Here is a 13,805-nt window from a genome sequence, read left to right on the forward strand (position 1 = left end):
CGCCGTCGTTCAGTGCAACAAGAACTCCAGCATCACCACGAGCAGTCCCAGGAACGCGGTGCCGACGGCGCCGAGCAGGCGCACCCAGAGCTTCGCACCGGTGCGGGTGTAGGCGGAGAAACCGAGGATGGCGAGCATCGCGATAGCCGCCCAGATGCCGGCATCCTGAACGTCGCCCGCGTCCGAGGTGAAGAACGCCGTGATGATCATGGCGATCGTGGACGGCGCGCACGCGTAGAGCATGCCGAGCGAGTGGACGAAGGCGAGCCGTGTCGCGGCGCCGAGGCCGTGGCGACCGTGGTCCGAGAGGGTGTGCGCGAACACGTGCGCGAGGTAGAAGACGACGAGGCTGCTGATGGCTACCGAGAGCAGCTCGCTGACGGGGCCTTCCTCATCGGCGATCAGCACGACCGTCGTGTAGACGATGAGGCCGTAGACGGCGACGGGGGTGCGGAAGCGGTTGTCGAACCAGCGCTGCAGCTTGCGGTGCCGAGCCGCATCCGGGGCGGGGGCTGCGATCGTGTCGTCGCTCATGTGTCGAATCCCAGGGAGAGTTTGCGAAGGAGGGCGGCGAGGCGGTCCCGGTCGCTGCGCGAGAGTCGCTGCAGCAGCAGGGCCTCCGCATCGACCAGGCGGGTGATGGCCGCGTCGACGCGGGTACGGCCCTCGTCGGTGAGGATCACGTGCACGCTCCGGCCGTCGGCCGGATCCGCCTCGCGGCGCACGAGCCGGCGCCCCACGAGCCGGTCGATGCGATTGGTCATGGTGCCGCTGGAGACGAGCGTCTGCTGCAGCAGCTGCTTGGGGCTGAGCTGGTACGGCTCGCCGGAGCGCCGCAGCGCGGAGAGCACGTCCCACTCCCACGGCTCCAGGTCGCTGCGGCGAAACGCCTCGCGTCGGGCGCGGTCGAGGTGGCGCGAGAGGCGGTCGACGCGCGAGAGCACCTCGAGCGGCGAGAAGTCGAGGTCCGGGCGCTGGGTCATCCACGACCCGACGATGCGGTCGACCTCGTCGCTCTCTGTCGCCATGAGGCCATTATGGCGACAGGCACTCACCTCCGTGCACCCGCATCCTTCCCCCGCTCTTCCCCCTCTCACCCCACTGACCGCTCGCCCTCTTTCCCCCTCTCTTGCCCGCGAGACTGCATTTCGAGCACGAGATCACTGTCATTACCCGTGATCTCGTGCGAAAGATGCGGTCTCGCGGGACGTGAGGTGCCGCGGCCGCGGGCGGACGCGGTGCGCCCACGCCGCCGCCCGTGCACCGCGGCGGAGGAGCGGATGCGGGCGGGTCGGGCCTCAGGTGGCAGACTGGGGGAGCCCGCCCGAGTGCGGGCGGTCCGCCGTGGTGTAATGGCAGCACGACAGCCTTTGGAGCTGTGAGGTCTAGGTTCGAGTCCTGGCGGCGGAGCATGTCGGAATCGCTCACGGCGCCTCTCGCCGTCATCGTCCTCGCCGCCGGTCAGGGAACGCGCATGCGTTCCCGTCTTCCCAAGGTGCTGCATCCGCTCGCCGGGCAACCGCTCGTCGGTCACGTGCTGCGCACGGCGCGCGCCCTCGAACCGGCGCGCGTGGCGGTCGTGGTGCGGCACGAGCGCACCCTCGTCGCCGAGGCGGTCGCCGCCCTCGCACCCGACGCGGTCGTCGTCGATCAGGATGAGATCCCCGGCACCGGACGCGCCGTCGAGCTCGGCCTTGCGGGCCTCGACGCCTTCGACGGCGACGTGCTCGTGCTGAGCGGCGACGTGCCGCTGCTCGAGGCCGAGACGCTGCAGGCGCTCGTCGAGACCCACCGGGCGCGCGACGCGGCCGTGACGCTGCTCAGCGCGGTCCTGACCGACCCCACCGGCTACGGCCGGGTGCTGCGCGACGCGTCGGGCGATGTGGAGCGCATCGTCGAGCAGAAGGATGCGACCGACCACGAGGCCGAGGTCGCCGAGATCAACGCGGGCGTCTACATCTTCCGTGCCGCGGCGCTGCGCCGTCACCTCCCGGATGTCGGCCAGGCCAACGCGCAGGGCGAGAAGTACCTTACGGACGTCGTGGCGTTGGCCCGACGCGCCGGTGAGCGCATCGCCGTCGGACAGTCGCCGGATCCGGCCGCCGCCCTCGGCGTGAACGACCGGGTGCAGCTCGCCGAGGCCGCCCGCATCCTCAACGCCCGCACGGTGCGTCGCTGGCAGCTGGCGGGCGCCAGCATCCTGGATCCCGCGACGACCTGGATCGACGTCGACGCGACCCTCGCCGAGGACGTGACGGTCCTCCCGGGGACGTATCTGCTGGGGGCGACGTCCGTCGCCGCGGGCGCGACGATCGGCCCCGACACGAGCCTCACCGATTGCGAGGTCGGCGAGGATGCGGTCGTTCGTCGCACGGATGCGACCCTGGCCGTCATCGGACCGCGCGCGAACGTCGGGCCGTTCGCCTACCTTCGGCCCGGAACGACGCTCGCGGCCGACGGCAAGATCGGCACGTTCGTCGAGACGAAGAACTCGCAGATCGGCGAGGGCAGCAAGGTGCCCCACCTCTCCTACATCGGCGACACGACGATCGGCCGCGGCGTCAACCTTGGCGCCGGCGCCATCACCGCGAACTACGACGATGTCTCCAAGCACCGCACCGAGATCGGTGACGAGGTGCACAGCGGTTCGCACAATGTGTTCGTGGCGCCGGTTAAGATCGGAGACGGCGCGAAAACCGGTGCCGGAGCTGTCATCCGCAAGGATGTTCCGGCCGGTGCCCTGGCTCTCAGCGTCGCCCCTCAGCGCAACGTCGAGGGATGGGTCGAGAACAACAGGCCGGGCACGGCCGCAGCTGATGCGGCGAAGCGCGCACGGACCGCACAGGAAGCTGGCGATGGCACGCAAAGATAAGACGGTCGACCTGGATCGCGAGCGCGGAATCGCTCCGGGACTGGTCGCCAAGACCAAGAAGCGTCTCGTCGTGGCTTCGGGGCGCTCGCACCCCGAGCTGGCGACCGAGGTTGCCGCGCAGCTGGGTACGCAGCTCGTTCCCACCGAGTACCGCACCTTCGCCTCCGGCGAGATCCTGACCCGCTTCGAGGTCTCGATCCGCGGTTGCGACTTCTTCCTGCTGCAGAGCTTCGGCCCGCCGGTCAACGAGTGGCTCATGGAGACGCTCATCATGCTGGATGCGGCCAAGCGCGCATCCGCCAAGCGCATCACCGTCGTGGCGCCGTACTTCCCGTACTCCCGTCAGGACAAGAAGGGCCGCGGTCGCGAACCGATCAGCGCCCGCCTGGTCGCCGACCTGCTGAAGACCGCGGGCGCCGACCGCGTCATGAGCGTCGATCTGCACGCCGCTCAGATCCAGGGCTTCTTCGACGGTCCCGTCGACCACCTGTTCGCGAAGCCGGTGCTCCTCGAGTACTTCGAGCGCACCCTGACCCCCGAAGACCGTGCGAAGCTCACGGTCGTCTCCCCGGACACCGGCCGGGTGCGGGTGGCCGACACGTGGTCGGACAGCCTCGGCGCTCCGCTGGCCATCATCCACAAGCGTCGCGACCCCAACGTCGCCAACCAGGTCACCGTCAACGAGATCGTCGGCTCAGTCGCGGGCCGCGTGTGCCTGCTGGTCGACGACATGATCGACACCGGTGGCACGATCGTCAAGGCGGCGCAGGCGCTCAAGGCCAGCGGCGCAGAGCGCGTCATCGTCGCCGCCACGCACGCCGTGTTCAGCGATCCCGCCGTCGAACGCCTGCAGGATGCGTCTATCGACGAGGTCGTGGTGACCGACACCATCCCGCTTCCCGAAGAGAAGCGTTTCCCCGCGCTGACCGTGCTCCCGATCGCTCCGCTTCTGGGCCGCGCGATCCGCGAGGTCTTCGAGGACGGCTCGGTCACGAGCATGTTCGACGGCGCCGCCTGACGGTTCTTAGCCACATTCCCCGGGATTCATAGCGGTCGCAAAAGTCCGCTGCGCAGGATGGTCTATGCCGCCGCATGAAGCGGACGGCTACGACAGCGCGAGGGACGTGCACGGCGAACGCCGGGCTCGTCTGTCGAGGCACCGCATCCAGGAGGACCGAAATGATCCGCACGAACGCCGTACCCCGCCCCGTCCGCACTGCCGCCGCCGTCATCGGCGTCGCTGGAGCCTTCGCTCTGGCCGGCTGCTCCTCGCAGGCCGACACCGCGTCAACCAGCACGGAGACCGCGTCGACGCCGAGCTCGAGCAGCTCGACAGCGACGACCGAGAGCTCGACCAGCAGCTCGACCGGGACCACGACGTACACGGACGGCACCTATACGGCGTCCGGTTCCTACCAGACGCCCGAGAGCGTCGAAGAGATCAGCGTCACCGTCACCCTGGCCGACGACGTCATCACCTCGGTCGAGGTGACCGGAGATCCGCAGGCGCGCGAGTCGCAGCAGTACCAGTCTCAGTTCATCGGGGGCATCTCCGACGTCGTCGTGGGCAAGGACATCGATGAGATCTCGGTCAGTCGTGTGGCCGGCTCGTCGCTCACGAGCGGCGGCTTCAACAAGGCCATCGAGGAGATCAAGACCGAAGCGAAGGCCTGATGCCCGAGCTGTGGGGGTTCGATGCGATCGGCACCCGCTGGGAGATCGAGACAGCCGAGCCCGTCGCCGACCCGACCCGCACGCGCATCCGCTCCGTCATCGCGGGCTTCGACGAGGAGTGGTCGAGGTTCCGCCCGGACTCCCTCGTGAGCCGCCTCGCCGTCGACGGCGGCGAGGCGGCCGCGCCGGCTGACGCGGCGGCGATGCTCGACGCGTACCGCGAGCTCGACGCCGCCACTGCCGGCGCGGTGAATCCGCTGGTGGGGGAGAGCCTCGCCCGTCGCGGATACGACGCCGCCTATTCGTTCGTCGACCGAGGGGCCGCTCCCGCGCCGTCGTGGCGGCAGGTGCTCGAGTGGGACGCGCAGAGGCTGCGACTCGCGCAGCCGGCGCTGCTGGACGTGGGCGCGCTCGGCAAAGGACGCCTGGTCGACCTCGTCGCCGAGATCCTCGAGGGATCCGTGGCCGGTGGCTTCGTCGTCGACGCGAGCGGAGACATGGCCGTGCGCGGCGGACCTATCAGAGTCGGCCTCGAGCATCCCTTCGCCCCGTCGCGGGCGATCGGCGTGTTCGAGGTCGAGGATGCGGCCCTGTGCGCCTCCGCGATCAACCGCCGCGCGTGGGGCGAGGGCCTCCACCACGTGCTCGACGCCCGTACCGGTGTCCCGGTGCGCACGATCGCCGCGACCTGGGCGCTGGCATCCGATGCGATGCACGCCGACGCGGCGGCGACCGCACTCTTCTTCGACGGCGGCCCGGAGCTGGCCGCCGACTGGGGGGTGTCGTGGGTGAGAATGACCACCGACGGCACCGTCGAATGGTCAGCAGACCAGAAAGCCGAGTTGTTCCTGTGATCGCCTCCTTCACCGCCGGCGCGAATCGGGTCACCGCACTGTTCGGGCGCCTGTCGATGTATCGGCTCGTCCAGCTCGCGCTGGGCGTGCTCGCCGCCATCGCATTCGTGCTCTCCTTCTTCGGCCTCGTCGTCCCCACTCCGTGGGAGCTGCTGGTCACCGCGGCCGTGCTGATGATCGTCGGCGTCCTCGCCGACACGACCGCGCAGCGACTGCTCCATCTGCCGCTGCGCACCGAGTCCACACTGATCACCTCCGTGATCCTGCTGTTCGTGCTGCGGCCGACGATCGAGCCGATGGGGCTCGTGGGCATCGCGATCGCCGCGCTGGCCGCATCCGTCTCCAAGTACCTGCTCGCCTGGCGTGGCCGCCACATCTTCAACCCGGCGGCCGTAGGGGCGACGGTCGTGACGATCGTGTCCGCGCTCCTGCCGCTGGATTCGGGCATCGGCGGTTCCGCGTGGTGGGTGGGGACGCCCGTCCTGTTCGGGCCGGTGCTGCTGCTCGGGCTCGTCGTGCTCTGGCGCACCGAGAAGATTCGCGTCGTCGGGCTCTTCTTCGTGGTCGCCGTCGTCGTCAACCTCGTCCGGGTCTTCGTTCAGTACCAGCAGGCGGGACTCGCCATCGATGTGGGGACCGTCATCGGACAGGTGCTGACCGCATCCCCGTTCCTCTTCCTGGGGGCGTTCATGCTCTCGGAGCCGTTGACGCTGCCCCCGCGGCGCTGGCAGCAGTACACGGTGGCGGCCGTTGTCGGCGTGCTGGCGGGCTGGCCGATCCCGGTCGGGTACATGACGCTGGGGCAGGAGCGGGCGCTGCTGATCGGCAACCTGATCGCGTTCCTGTTCTGCCTGCGCCAGGCCGTGCGTCTCACCCTCGTGGAGCGCCGGTCGCCCAGCGCCACGGTGCGCGAGCTGGTGTTCCGAGCCGAGCGCGGTCTCGCCTTCCGGGCGGGGCAGTACCTCGAGCTCGATGTGCCGCACCGCCGCGCCGACGCCCGAGGAACCCGACGGGAGTTCAGCATCGTCTCCGCGCCCGAGGACCTGCCCACCGTCCGTGTCGCGTACCGCGACGGCGTGGGGCCGCAGAGTTCGTACAAGAAGGCGCTCGGCGAGGTGCAGCCGGGCAGCAAGCTGGCCGTCACGGGGATCTGGGGTGACTTCGTGCTGCCGAAGGACACCTCGCGACCCGTGCTGCTGGTGGCTGCCGGCATCGGGGTGACACCGTTCGTGTCGCAGTTGCGTCATCTCACGGCGAGTGGCGTGCGCCGCGACATCGTGCTCGTGTTCGTGGCGTCGGATGCCGGTCAGCTCGTGTTCCGTGACGACCTCGCCGCATCCGGGATGCCGGTCGTCGTGTTCACGCCGGACGATCCGGGAACGCTGCCCGCGAACTGGACGTGGGCCGGTCCCGAGCGCATCGATGCCGGGCATCTCGCCCGCGTCGTGCCCGACATCGGCCAGCGCCACGCGTACGTCTCCGGCCCGCCGCGGCTGATCGCCGACCTCGCGCCCGCGCTCGAGAAGGCCCGCGGGATCACGACGGACGCCTTCAGCGGCTACTGACCCCGCGTCGCCTCGGCTCCCGGGGGATTCGGCGCTCGGGTCCTGGCGTCGGGGCCCGGGGGCCTGGGGTCATGGGGCAGGGGCCGGGGGAGGTCCGGCGCAAGGGTCGGTTCCGGCATCCGGGTGCCCGAGTTGCGTCGCAGTTGCGCAAATGCCACAGTTCTGCGCACCTGCGCCAGTGATTGCCTGGTGCAGGTGCGCATTTCTGTAGCGGCCAGCGACAATCGGCTAGCGGCAGCAACAGGCGGCGGGTGGCGGATGCGGGCGCGCAAGCAGCATCCGTTTCCTTCGCGGCCACTCGCCACCAGCACGAACGGATGCGGAACCGCCACATTTTTCCGCAGATGCGCCAGATGATCGCAGGCGCATCTGCGCAAAAGTGGCGCATCTGCGCAAGTGCGACGCAACTCGGGCGATGGAGTGGGGGTCACACGGAGCACACGCCCGCCCACAACGCCGCGGCGCCGCACCCGGATGTCGGATGCGGCGCCGGAGCGGCGGAGCCACGGATGCGGTGCCGGGCCCCGCGGGCGTCAGAGCGTGCGGTGGGCGCGGTAGTAGTCGAGCAGCGCGCGGGTCGATGCATCCTGCGCCGCGGTGGCGTCTGCATCGCCCTCGATCGCGGGAGCGATCTGCAGGGCGAGCTGCTTGCCGAGCTCGACGCCCCACTGGTCGAACGAATTGATGCCCCAGATCGCGCCCTGCGTGAACGTGATGTGCTCGTACAGCGCGATGAGCTGGCCGAGCACCGCCGGGGTCAGCGCGGGCGCGAAGATCGACGTCGTCGGACGGTTGCCCGCGAACGTGCGTGCGGCGACGAGCGCACCGGTGGTGCCCTCGGCCTCGACCTCCGCGGCGGTCTTGCCGAACGCGAGCGCCTTGGTCTGGGCGAGGAAGTTCGCCAGGAACAGCCCGTGCACGTCGCGGTCGCCGTCGCGGAGCGGATAGGCGGGGTTCACGAACGCGATGAAGTCGGCCGGAATCAGTCGCGTGCCCTGGTGGATCAGCTGGTAGAACGCGTGCTGTCCGTTCGTGCCCGGCTCGCCCCAGAAGATCTCGCCGGTGTCGGTGGTGACGGGAGAGCCGTCCCAGCGCACGGACTTGCCGTTGGATTCCATCGTCAGCTGCTGCAGGTACGCGGGGAAGCGGCTGAGCTGCTGCGCGTAGGGGAGGACGGCGTGCGACTGCGCACCGAGGAAGTTGTTGTACCAGACGTTCAACAGACCCATGAGCACGGGCACGTTGCGCTCGAGCGGCGTGGTGCGCACGTGCTCGTCGACCGCGTGGAAGCCGGCGAGCAGCTCGCGGAACACGTCGGGGCCGAGAGCGATCGCCAGCGACAGGCCGATCGCGGAGTCGACGGAGTAGCGGCCGCCGACCCAGTCCCAGAATCCGAACGCGTTGGTCGGGTCGATGCCGAACGCGGCCACCTTGTCGAGGGCCGTCGAGACCGCGACGAAGTGGTGCGCGACCGCATCCGTCCGGGCGTCGTCGTCGTCGGCGATGGCGCCGGATGCGGTGAGCCCCGCCCACAGCCAGTCTCGCGCGAGGCGCGCATTCGTCAGCGTCTCGAGGGTCGTGAAGGTCTTGGACGCGACGATGAACAGAGTCGTCTCGGGGTCGAGGTCCGCGGTCTTCTGGGCGAGGTCGGTCGGGTCGATGTTGGAAACGAACCGCGCCTGGATGCCGGCGTCCGCGTAGGGCTTGAGTGCCTCGTAGACCATGACGGGTCCGAGGTCGGACCCGCCGATGCCGATGTTGACGACGTGGGTGACCTTCTTGCCCGTGACACCCTGCCACTCGCCCGAGCGCACCCGGTCGGCGAAAGCGGAGACGAGCTCGAGCACCGACTGCACGTCCTCGTCGACCTGCTGGCCGTCCACGACGAGCGCGGGTTCGGCGCCTGCGGGACGCCGCAGGGCCGTGTGCAGCACGGCGCGGTCCTCGCTCGTGTTGATGTGCACGCCCGCCAGCATCTCGGCGAAGCGCTCCTCGACGCCGGTCTGGCGGGCGAGCTCCACGAGCCGGGCGAGGATCTCGTCGGTGACGAGGTTCTTCGACAGGTCGACGTGCAGGTCGGCCAGTGGCAGGCTCAGGCGTGCGGCGCGGTCGGCGTCCGCGGCGAACCAGCCCCGCAGATCGGGGGAGAACCCGTCACGGAGAGCGGCGAGATCCGTCCAGGCGGAGGTGGTGGTGGCATCGATCGGAGTGGTCACCCCACCACGCTAGCGGCTCGGATCAGCCTCGGCTTCGACCGATCCCGGATCAATGGGCTTGGCGGGCACGCGGACGGAGAACGTGGTGTCGCCCGGTTGCGAGACCACGGTGATCGAGCCCGCATGCGCCTCCACGATCGCCCGGGCGATGGAGAGGCCCAGCCCGGTTCCACCGGTCTTTCGTGCGCGGGAGAGGTCGCCGCGAGCGAACCGCTCGAACAGCTCGTCTCGTACCGCCGGATCGATGCCCGGCCCGTCGTCGTGCACGCGCAGCACAGCTTCTGAGCCCTCCCGGGTGACGGAGAGCGTGACGGTGGTGCCCGCGGGGGTGTGCGTTCGTGCGTTCGCGAGCAGATTCGCGAGTACCTGCGTGAGTCGGCCGGTGTCGCCCGCCGCCACGACGGGCTCCTCGTCGAGGTCGAGCTGCCAGTTGTGGTCGGGGCCGGCCGCCTGTGCGTCGCCCAGGGCCTCGACGGCGAGCCGCGAGAGATCCACCGCGCCGTAGACGAGCTCCTGGCCCTCCTCGAGCCGCGCGAGCAGGAGAAGGTCTTCGACGAGCGTGGTCATCCGCAGCGACTGGGCCTGGATGCGCTCGAGCGCGGACGCCGTGTCGGTGGTGAGGGATCTGTCACGCAGCGAGAGCTCGGAGTATCCGCGGATGGAGGCGAGTGGTGTGCGGAGTTCGTGGCTGGCGTCGGCGACGAAGCGACGCATGCGCTCCTCGTTGCGCTGCCGGGCCTCCAGCGAGCTGTCGACGTGGTCGAGAAGCGTGTTCAGGGCGGAGCCCACGCGGCCGATCTCGGTGCGGTCGTCCGCCTCGGATGCCGCGACGCGCTCCGTGATGGATACGGACCCCTCCGCGAGAGGCAGAGCGGCTACGCGTTGCGCTGTCGCTGCGACCTCCCGCAGCGGCCGCAGGCTCCGGCGGATGACCATCGCGAGCACGACACCCAGCAGCAGGAGACCGCCCACCGTGACGAGTGCCACCGTCGTGAGGATCTGGCCCATCACCGCCGTCACCTCCGACGTGGGCAGGCCGACGATCGCCGCGCCCGTGGTGTAGACGCGGTACTCACCGAGGCCGTCGATGACGATGGTGTCGAGGCCGGTGTGCTTCACCGAGTTGATCAGCTGGTACACCTGATCGGTGGTCAGCGTGGAGACGGACTCGTCGACGACGTAGGCGCCCGTGGGATCGCCGCTCGGCCCGTGGTAGACCAGCAGGGCCCCCGACTCCTGGCGACCCCGATCGAGGATGTCCTGCGCGGTGTCGTTCGGGAAGACGCGAAGCTGGCCGAGCGCCTGCACCTGCGTGTTCAACGTGTCCTGCATGATCGAGCTCAGGATCGTTCCGGTGGCCAGCCCGACCGCGCCCAGGATGACCGCCACCATCCCGATCACGGCGACCATGAGCCGTGCCTGGAGCGTCAGCTGTCGTGGCGCGCGGCGAGGATGCAGTTTCGTCACTGCGGGGCTTTGATCATGTAGCCCACGCCGCGAACCGTGTGGATGAGGGGATCCCGGCCGGCATCGATCTTCTTGCGCAGGTAAGAGATGTAGAGCTCGACGACACTGGATCGACCTCCGAAGTCGTAGTTCCACACCCGGTCGAGGATCTGGGCCTTCGACACGACTCGGCGCTGGTTGCGCATCAGATAGCGCAGCAGCTCGAACTCGGTCGCCGTGAGTTCGATCTCCGTGCCGGCTCGCTCGACTTCGTGGCTGTCCTCGTTGAGGCTCAGATCGCCGACGCGCAGGATCGGCTCGGCCTCGCCCGCCTGCGCCGTGCCGGCGCGACGCATGAGTCCGCGCAGTCGTGCCACGACCTCTTCCAGGCTGAACGGCTTGGTGACGTAGTCATCGCCTCCCGCCGTGAGTCCGGCGACGCGGTCGGCGACCGCATCCTTCGCCGTCAGGAAGAGGACGGGAACGTCGTTGCCCGACTGGCGCAGCCGCTGCAACACGGCCATTCCGTCGAGGTCGGGCATCATCACGTCCAACACCATGGCGTCGGGTGCGAAGTCCCGCGCGGCCTGCAGGGCCTGGAAACCGCTCGCCGCAGCGCGCACGTCCCATCCCTCCATCCGCAGGGCCATGGAGAGGAGATCGGTGAGCATCTGTTCGTCATCGACGACCAGGACGCGCGGAGCGGTGCCGTCTGCGCGGTGCAGAGAGGGGGAGGGAGCCATCGAAGTCATGCCTCCGATTGTGAGGGTGAATCTATGCCGTTCCTATGGAGCCGGCTATGAGCCCGCTGTGAGAGGCGGTGCTCGTCGGTCTGCTCGAGAGACATCGTCGCATAGCGGAGACATAACGGTCGCATGCGGGTCGCATTTTCCCGGTCCCTAACTTCCTAGAGACGGCCCGCACCGGTGGCCGGAAGGAGACTCATGTACGGAACGTACCTGCGCCGGGAGCTGGCCGGTCGCAAGAAACAGACGATCATCGTCGCCGCAGGATTGGCGATCGCGATCGCCCTGGTCATCGTCGTCAACTCCCTCGCCGCGGGCGTGCGGGACGCGCAGGCGCAGGCTCTGGAATCCGTGTACGGCGTCGGCACCGACCTCACGGTCACGGGCGCCCAGGCGGAGCCCGGTCAGGGCGGCGGGCCGCAGTTCGAGTTCGGCCAGGACGGCGGTTCCACGGGCGACGACGGGACCACGTCGCTCAGCCAGTCGCGGTTGATGACGGACATGATGCGCGGGACTCTCGACGCATCGACCGTGCAGACCATCACCGGAGTCGACGGCGTCGCCGCCGCATCCGGTGCACTGGCGCTGACGAACACGACGTTCTCGGGCGAGCTGCCCGAGGCGCCGACGCAGACCGACGGCTCGTCGGGTGCCACCCAGGGTGAGCCTCCGTCCGGTGGCGGCGGCGGTGGCGGCGGCTTCGGCGGCGGATCGTTCGATCTCGACTCGTTCTCGGTGCTCGGTATCACGAGCGACGACGCCTCGGTGGGACCGCTGTCGGCGGTGACGGTGTCCGACGGGCGCCTTCTCGACGCCGACGACGCGGGACAGAACGTCGCTGTCCTGGACGCCACGTACGCCACCACAAACGAGCTCTCTGTGGGCGGCACCATCGATGTGGGGGGCACCGAGATGGAGATCGTCGGAATCGTGGCCTCGGCATCGAGTGAGGCCGACACGGCGGCGAACGTGTACATCCCGCTCGATGTCGCCCAGTCGCTCGCCGGTGTCGGCGACGTGGTGTCGACGGTGTACGTGCAGGCCTCGTCGGCCGACGCGATCTCGAGCGTGCAGAGCGCGATCCAGACGGAACTGCCCGACGCCACCGTCAGCTCGCAGTCCGACCTAGCCTCCACCGTGTCCGGGTCGCTCTCCAGCGCGTCCTCGCTGATCACGAGCCTCGGCACGTGGCTGTCGATCCTCGTGCTCGTCGTCGCGGTCGCGCTCGCCGTCCTCTTCACCATCTCGGGTGTCTCGCGGCGTACACGCGAATTCGGCACGCTGAAGGCGATCGGCTGGTCCAACGGCCGCGTGATCGGACAGGTCGCGGGGGAGTCGGTCGTGCAGGGACTCATCGGTGGCGTCGCCGGCCTGGTGATCGGTCTGATCGCGGTGTTCGCCATCAACATCGCGTCGCCGACGATCTCGTCGACCTCGGAGCAGATGCAGGGCCCCGGTGGATCGGGAGGACCCGGCGGCGGTGGATTCGGCCAGCAGGCGGCGCAGACCGCATCCGACATCGTGCTCAGCGCACCGATCTCGGTGGGCATCATCCTCGCCGCTGTCGGACTGGCCGTTGCTGCCGGGCTCGTCGCCGGAGCCTTCGGCGGATGGCGCGCCGCCCGCCTGAGCCCCGCCGAGGCGCTTCGCGCCGTGGCTTGACCCGAATCAAGGACAAGGAATGACTGAGATGACCATCACCGACACCACGGCATCGGGAGCGGCTTCGGCCGCGACCACCGCCTACCGCATCGGCGGCGTGACCAAGACGTACCAGCAGAAGGGGCGGGTCGTGAAGGCGCTCACGGGCGTCGACATCGAGATTACGCAGGGGGAGTTCGTCACCATCCAGGGCCCGACCGGAGGCGGCAAGTCGACGTTCCTGCAGTTGCTGGGGGCGCTGGACCGGCCGACCGAGGGGCATGTGTTCCTCGGTGACACCGACATCGCCCGTGCCACCAACGCTCAGCTCGGAGAGCTCCGGGCGCACGAGATCGGATTCGTGTTCCAGGGCTTCAATCTCATCCCGACGCTCACCGCCGCAGAGAACGTCGACATGGGCCTGGAGCCGCTGAAGCTCACGAAGCAGGAGCGGGCGCAGCGGGTCGCCGACGCTCTCCAGCACGTCGGGCTCGCCGAGCGGGGCGACCACCGTCCGGGCGAGCTGTCGGGCGGGCAGCAGCAACGCGTGGCGATCGCCAGAGCCATCGCGAAGAAGCCTCGCGTGCTGCTTGCAGACGAGCCCACCGGCAACCTCGACGAGCACATGCGCGACGAGATCCTCGAGGTGCTGCAGGCCCTGAACCGAGAGGGACTCACCCTCATCGTCGTGACCCACGACTCGGCGGTCGCGCGGCGCGCATCGCGGCGCCTCCGTCTGGAGAAGGGAACGGTCCGCGACATCACGCGCTGAGCCCGTGCGTCCGTCGGTC

General features: G+C 69.4%; 12 protein-coding genes and 1 tRNA gene. 8 read left to right on the forward strand and 5 right to left on the reverse strand.

The features are described 5' to 3' along the window. Positions 1-9 precede the first annotated feature (9 nt). Positions 10-534 (reverse strand): hypothetical protein, encoded by a 525-nt coding sequence (locus tag KYX17_RS12715; RefSeq protein ID WP_243227372.1) that lies wholly within the window; start codon positions 532-534, stop codon positions 10-12. Next, the gene (locus KYX17_RS12720) at positions 531-1,028 is read right to left on the reverse strand and encodes a MarR family winged helix-turn-helix transcriptional regulator (protein ID WP_243227373.1); all 498 of its coding nucleotides are present in this window, start codon (positions 1,026-1,028) and stop codon (positions 531-533) included. Before KYX17_RS12720 ends, KYX17_RS12715 begins: the two co-directional genes overlap by 4 nt. A 310-nt stretch (positions 1,029-1,338) precedes the next feature. Between KYX17_RS12720 and KYX17_RS12725 the strand changes: the two genes are divergently transcribed. The 6 genes from KYX17_RS12725 to KYX17_RS12750 all read left to right on the forward strand — a co-directional run bounded on the left by KYX17_RS12725 (position 1,339) and on the right by KYX17_RS12750 (position 6,965). Next, positions 1,339-1,410, forward strand: a tRNA-Gln gene (locus tag KYX17_RS12725). A 1-nt stretch (position 1,411) separates the two neighbouring features. Continuing rightward, entirely contained in the window at positions 1,412-2,872 is a 1,461-nt protein-coding gene (gene glmU, locus KYX17_RS12730) for a bifunctional UDP-N-acetylglucosamine diphosphorylase/glucosamine-1-phosphate N-acetyltransferase GlmU (RefSeq protein WP_243227374.1), read from the forward strand. Then, on the forward strand, positions 2,856-3,890 hold the full coding sequence (locus KYX17_RS12735) for a ribose-phosphate diphosphokinase (protein ID WP_243227375.1): 1,035 nt from the start codon (positions 2,856-2,858) through the stop codon (positions 3,888-3,890). Before glmU ends, KYX17_RS12735 begins: the two co-directional genes overlap by 17 nt. A gap of 161 nt (positions 3,891-4,051) precedes the next feature. After that, on the forward strand, positions 4,052-4,546 hold the full coding sequence (locus tag KYX17_RS12740) for an FMN-binding protein (protein ID WP_243227376.1): 495 nt from the start codon (positions 4,052-4,054) through the stop codon (positions 4,544-4,546). Further along, a complete protein-coding gene (locus KYX17_RS12745) occupies positions 4,546-5,400 on the forward strand; it encodes an FAD:protein FMN transferase (protein ID WP_243227377.1) in 855 nt (284 codons plus the stop codon). Before KYX17_RS12740 ends, KYX17_RS12745 begins: the two co-directional genes overlap by 1 nt. After that, positions 5,397-6,965 (forward strand): FAD-dependent oxidoreductase, encoded by a 1,569-nt coding sequence (locus tag KYX17_RS12750; protein WP_243227378.1) that lies wholly within the window; start codon positions 5,397-5,399, stop codon positions 6,963-6,965. The genes KYX17_RS12745 and KYX17_RS12750 overlap by 4 nt, the downstream gene beginning before the upstream one ends. Before the next feature lie 533 nt (positions 6,966-7,498). Here the strand turns inward: KYX17_RS12750 and pgi are convergent. Genes pgi through KYX17_RS12765 form a run of 3 tightly spaced genes read right to left on the reverse strand, consistent with a single transcriptional unit; the run spans position 7,499 to position 11,379 of the window. After that, a complete protein-coding gene (gene pgi, locus KYX17_RS12755) occupies positions 7,499-9,181 on the reverse strand; it encodes a glucose-6-phosphate isomerase (RefSeq protein ID WP_243227379.1) in 1,683 nt (560 codons plus the stop codon). Positions 9,182-9,190: 9 nt separating this feature from the next. Next, positions 9,191-10,591 (reverse strand): cell wall metabolism sensor histidine kinase WalK, encoded by a 1,401-nt coding sequence (locus KYX17_RS12760; RefSeq protein ID WP_243227380.1) that lies wholly within the window; start codon positions 10,589-10,591, stop codon positions 9,191-9,193. Positions 10,592-10,644: 53 nt separating this feature from the next. Further along, positions 10,645-11,379: a response regulator transcription factor gene (locus tag KYX17_RS12765; RefSeq protein ID WP_137417520.1), complete on the reverse strand. Its 735-nt coding sequence runs from the start codon at positions 11,377-11,379 to the stop codon at positions 10,645-10,647. A 192-nt stretch (positions 11,380-11,571) separates the two neighbouring features. Here KYX17_RS12765 and KYX17_RS12770 point away from each other — a divergent pair, with 192 nt between their 5' ends. Beyond that, complete coding sequence (locus tag KYX17_RS12770; protein WP_243227381.1) at positions 11,572-13,035, forward strand: ABC transporter permease; 1,464 nt, start codon at positions 11,572-11,574, stop codon at positions 13,033-13,035. A 28-nt stretch (positions 13,036-13,063) separates the two neighbouring features. Next, positions 13,064-13,786, forward strand: a complete 723-nt coding sequence (locus tag KYX17_RS12775) for an ABC transporter ATP-binding protein (protein WP_243228177.1) — start codon at positions 13,064-13,066, stop codon at positions 13,784-13,786. The last annotated feature ends 19 nt before the right edge of the window (positions 13,787-13,805 follow it).

It is taken from the genome of Microbacterium sp. CIAB417 (genome assembly GCF_022788845.1).

Excerpts from the sequence above, each read along its gene's own strand:
- KYX17_RS12715 (WP_243227372.1), bottom strand. The coding sequence starts at position 534 with ATGAGCGACGACACGATCGCAGCCCCCGCCCCGGATGCGGCTCGGCAC.
- KYX17_RS12720 (WP_243227373.1), bottom strand. The coding sequence starts at position 1,028 with ATGGCGACAGAGAGCGACGAGGTCGACCGCATCGTCGGGTCGTGGATG.
- glmU (WP_243227374.1), top strand. The coding sequence starts at position 1,412 with ATGTCGGAATCGCTCACGGCGCCTCTCGCCGTCATCGTCCTCGCCGCC.
- KYX17_RS12735 (WP_243227375.1), top strand. The coding sequence starts at position 2,856 with ATGGCACGCAAAGATAAGACGGTCGACCTGGATCGCGAGCGCGGAATC.
- KYX17_RS12740 (WP_243227376.1), top strand. The coding sequence starts at position 4,052 with ATGATCCGCACGAACGCCGTACCCCGCCCCGTCCGCACTGCCGCCGCC.
- KYX17_RS12745 (WP_243227377.1), top strand. The coding sequence starts at position 4,546 with ATGCCCGAGCTGTGGGGGTTCGATGCGATCGGCACCCGCTGGGAGATC.
- KYX17_RS12760 (WP_243227380.1), bottom strand. The coding sequence starts at position 10,591 with ATGGTCGCCGTGATCGGGATGGTGGCGGTCATCCTGGGCGCGGTCGGG.
- KYX17_RS12765 (WP_137417520.1), bottom strand. The coding sequence starts at position 11,379 with ATGACTTCGATGGCTCCCTCCCCCTCTCTGCACCGCGCAGACGGCACC.
- KYX17_RS12770 (WP_243227381.1), top strand. The coding sequence starts at position 11,572 with ATGTACGGAACGTACCTGCGCCGGGAGCTGGCCGGTCGCAAGAAACAG.
- KYX17_RS12775 (WP_243228177.1), top strand. The coding sequence starts at position 13,064 with ATGACCATCACCGACACCACGGCATCGGGAGCGGCTTCGGCCGCGACC.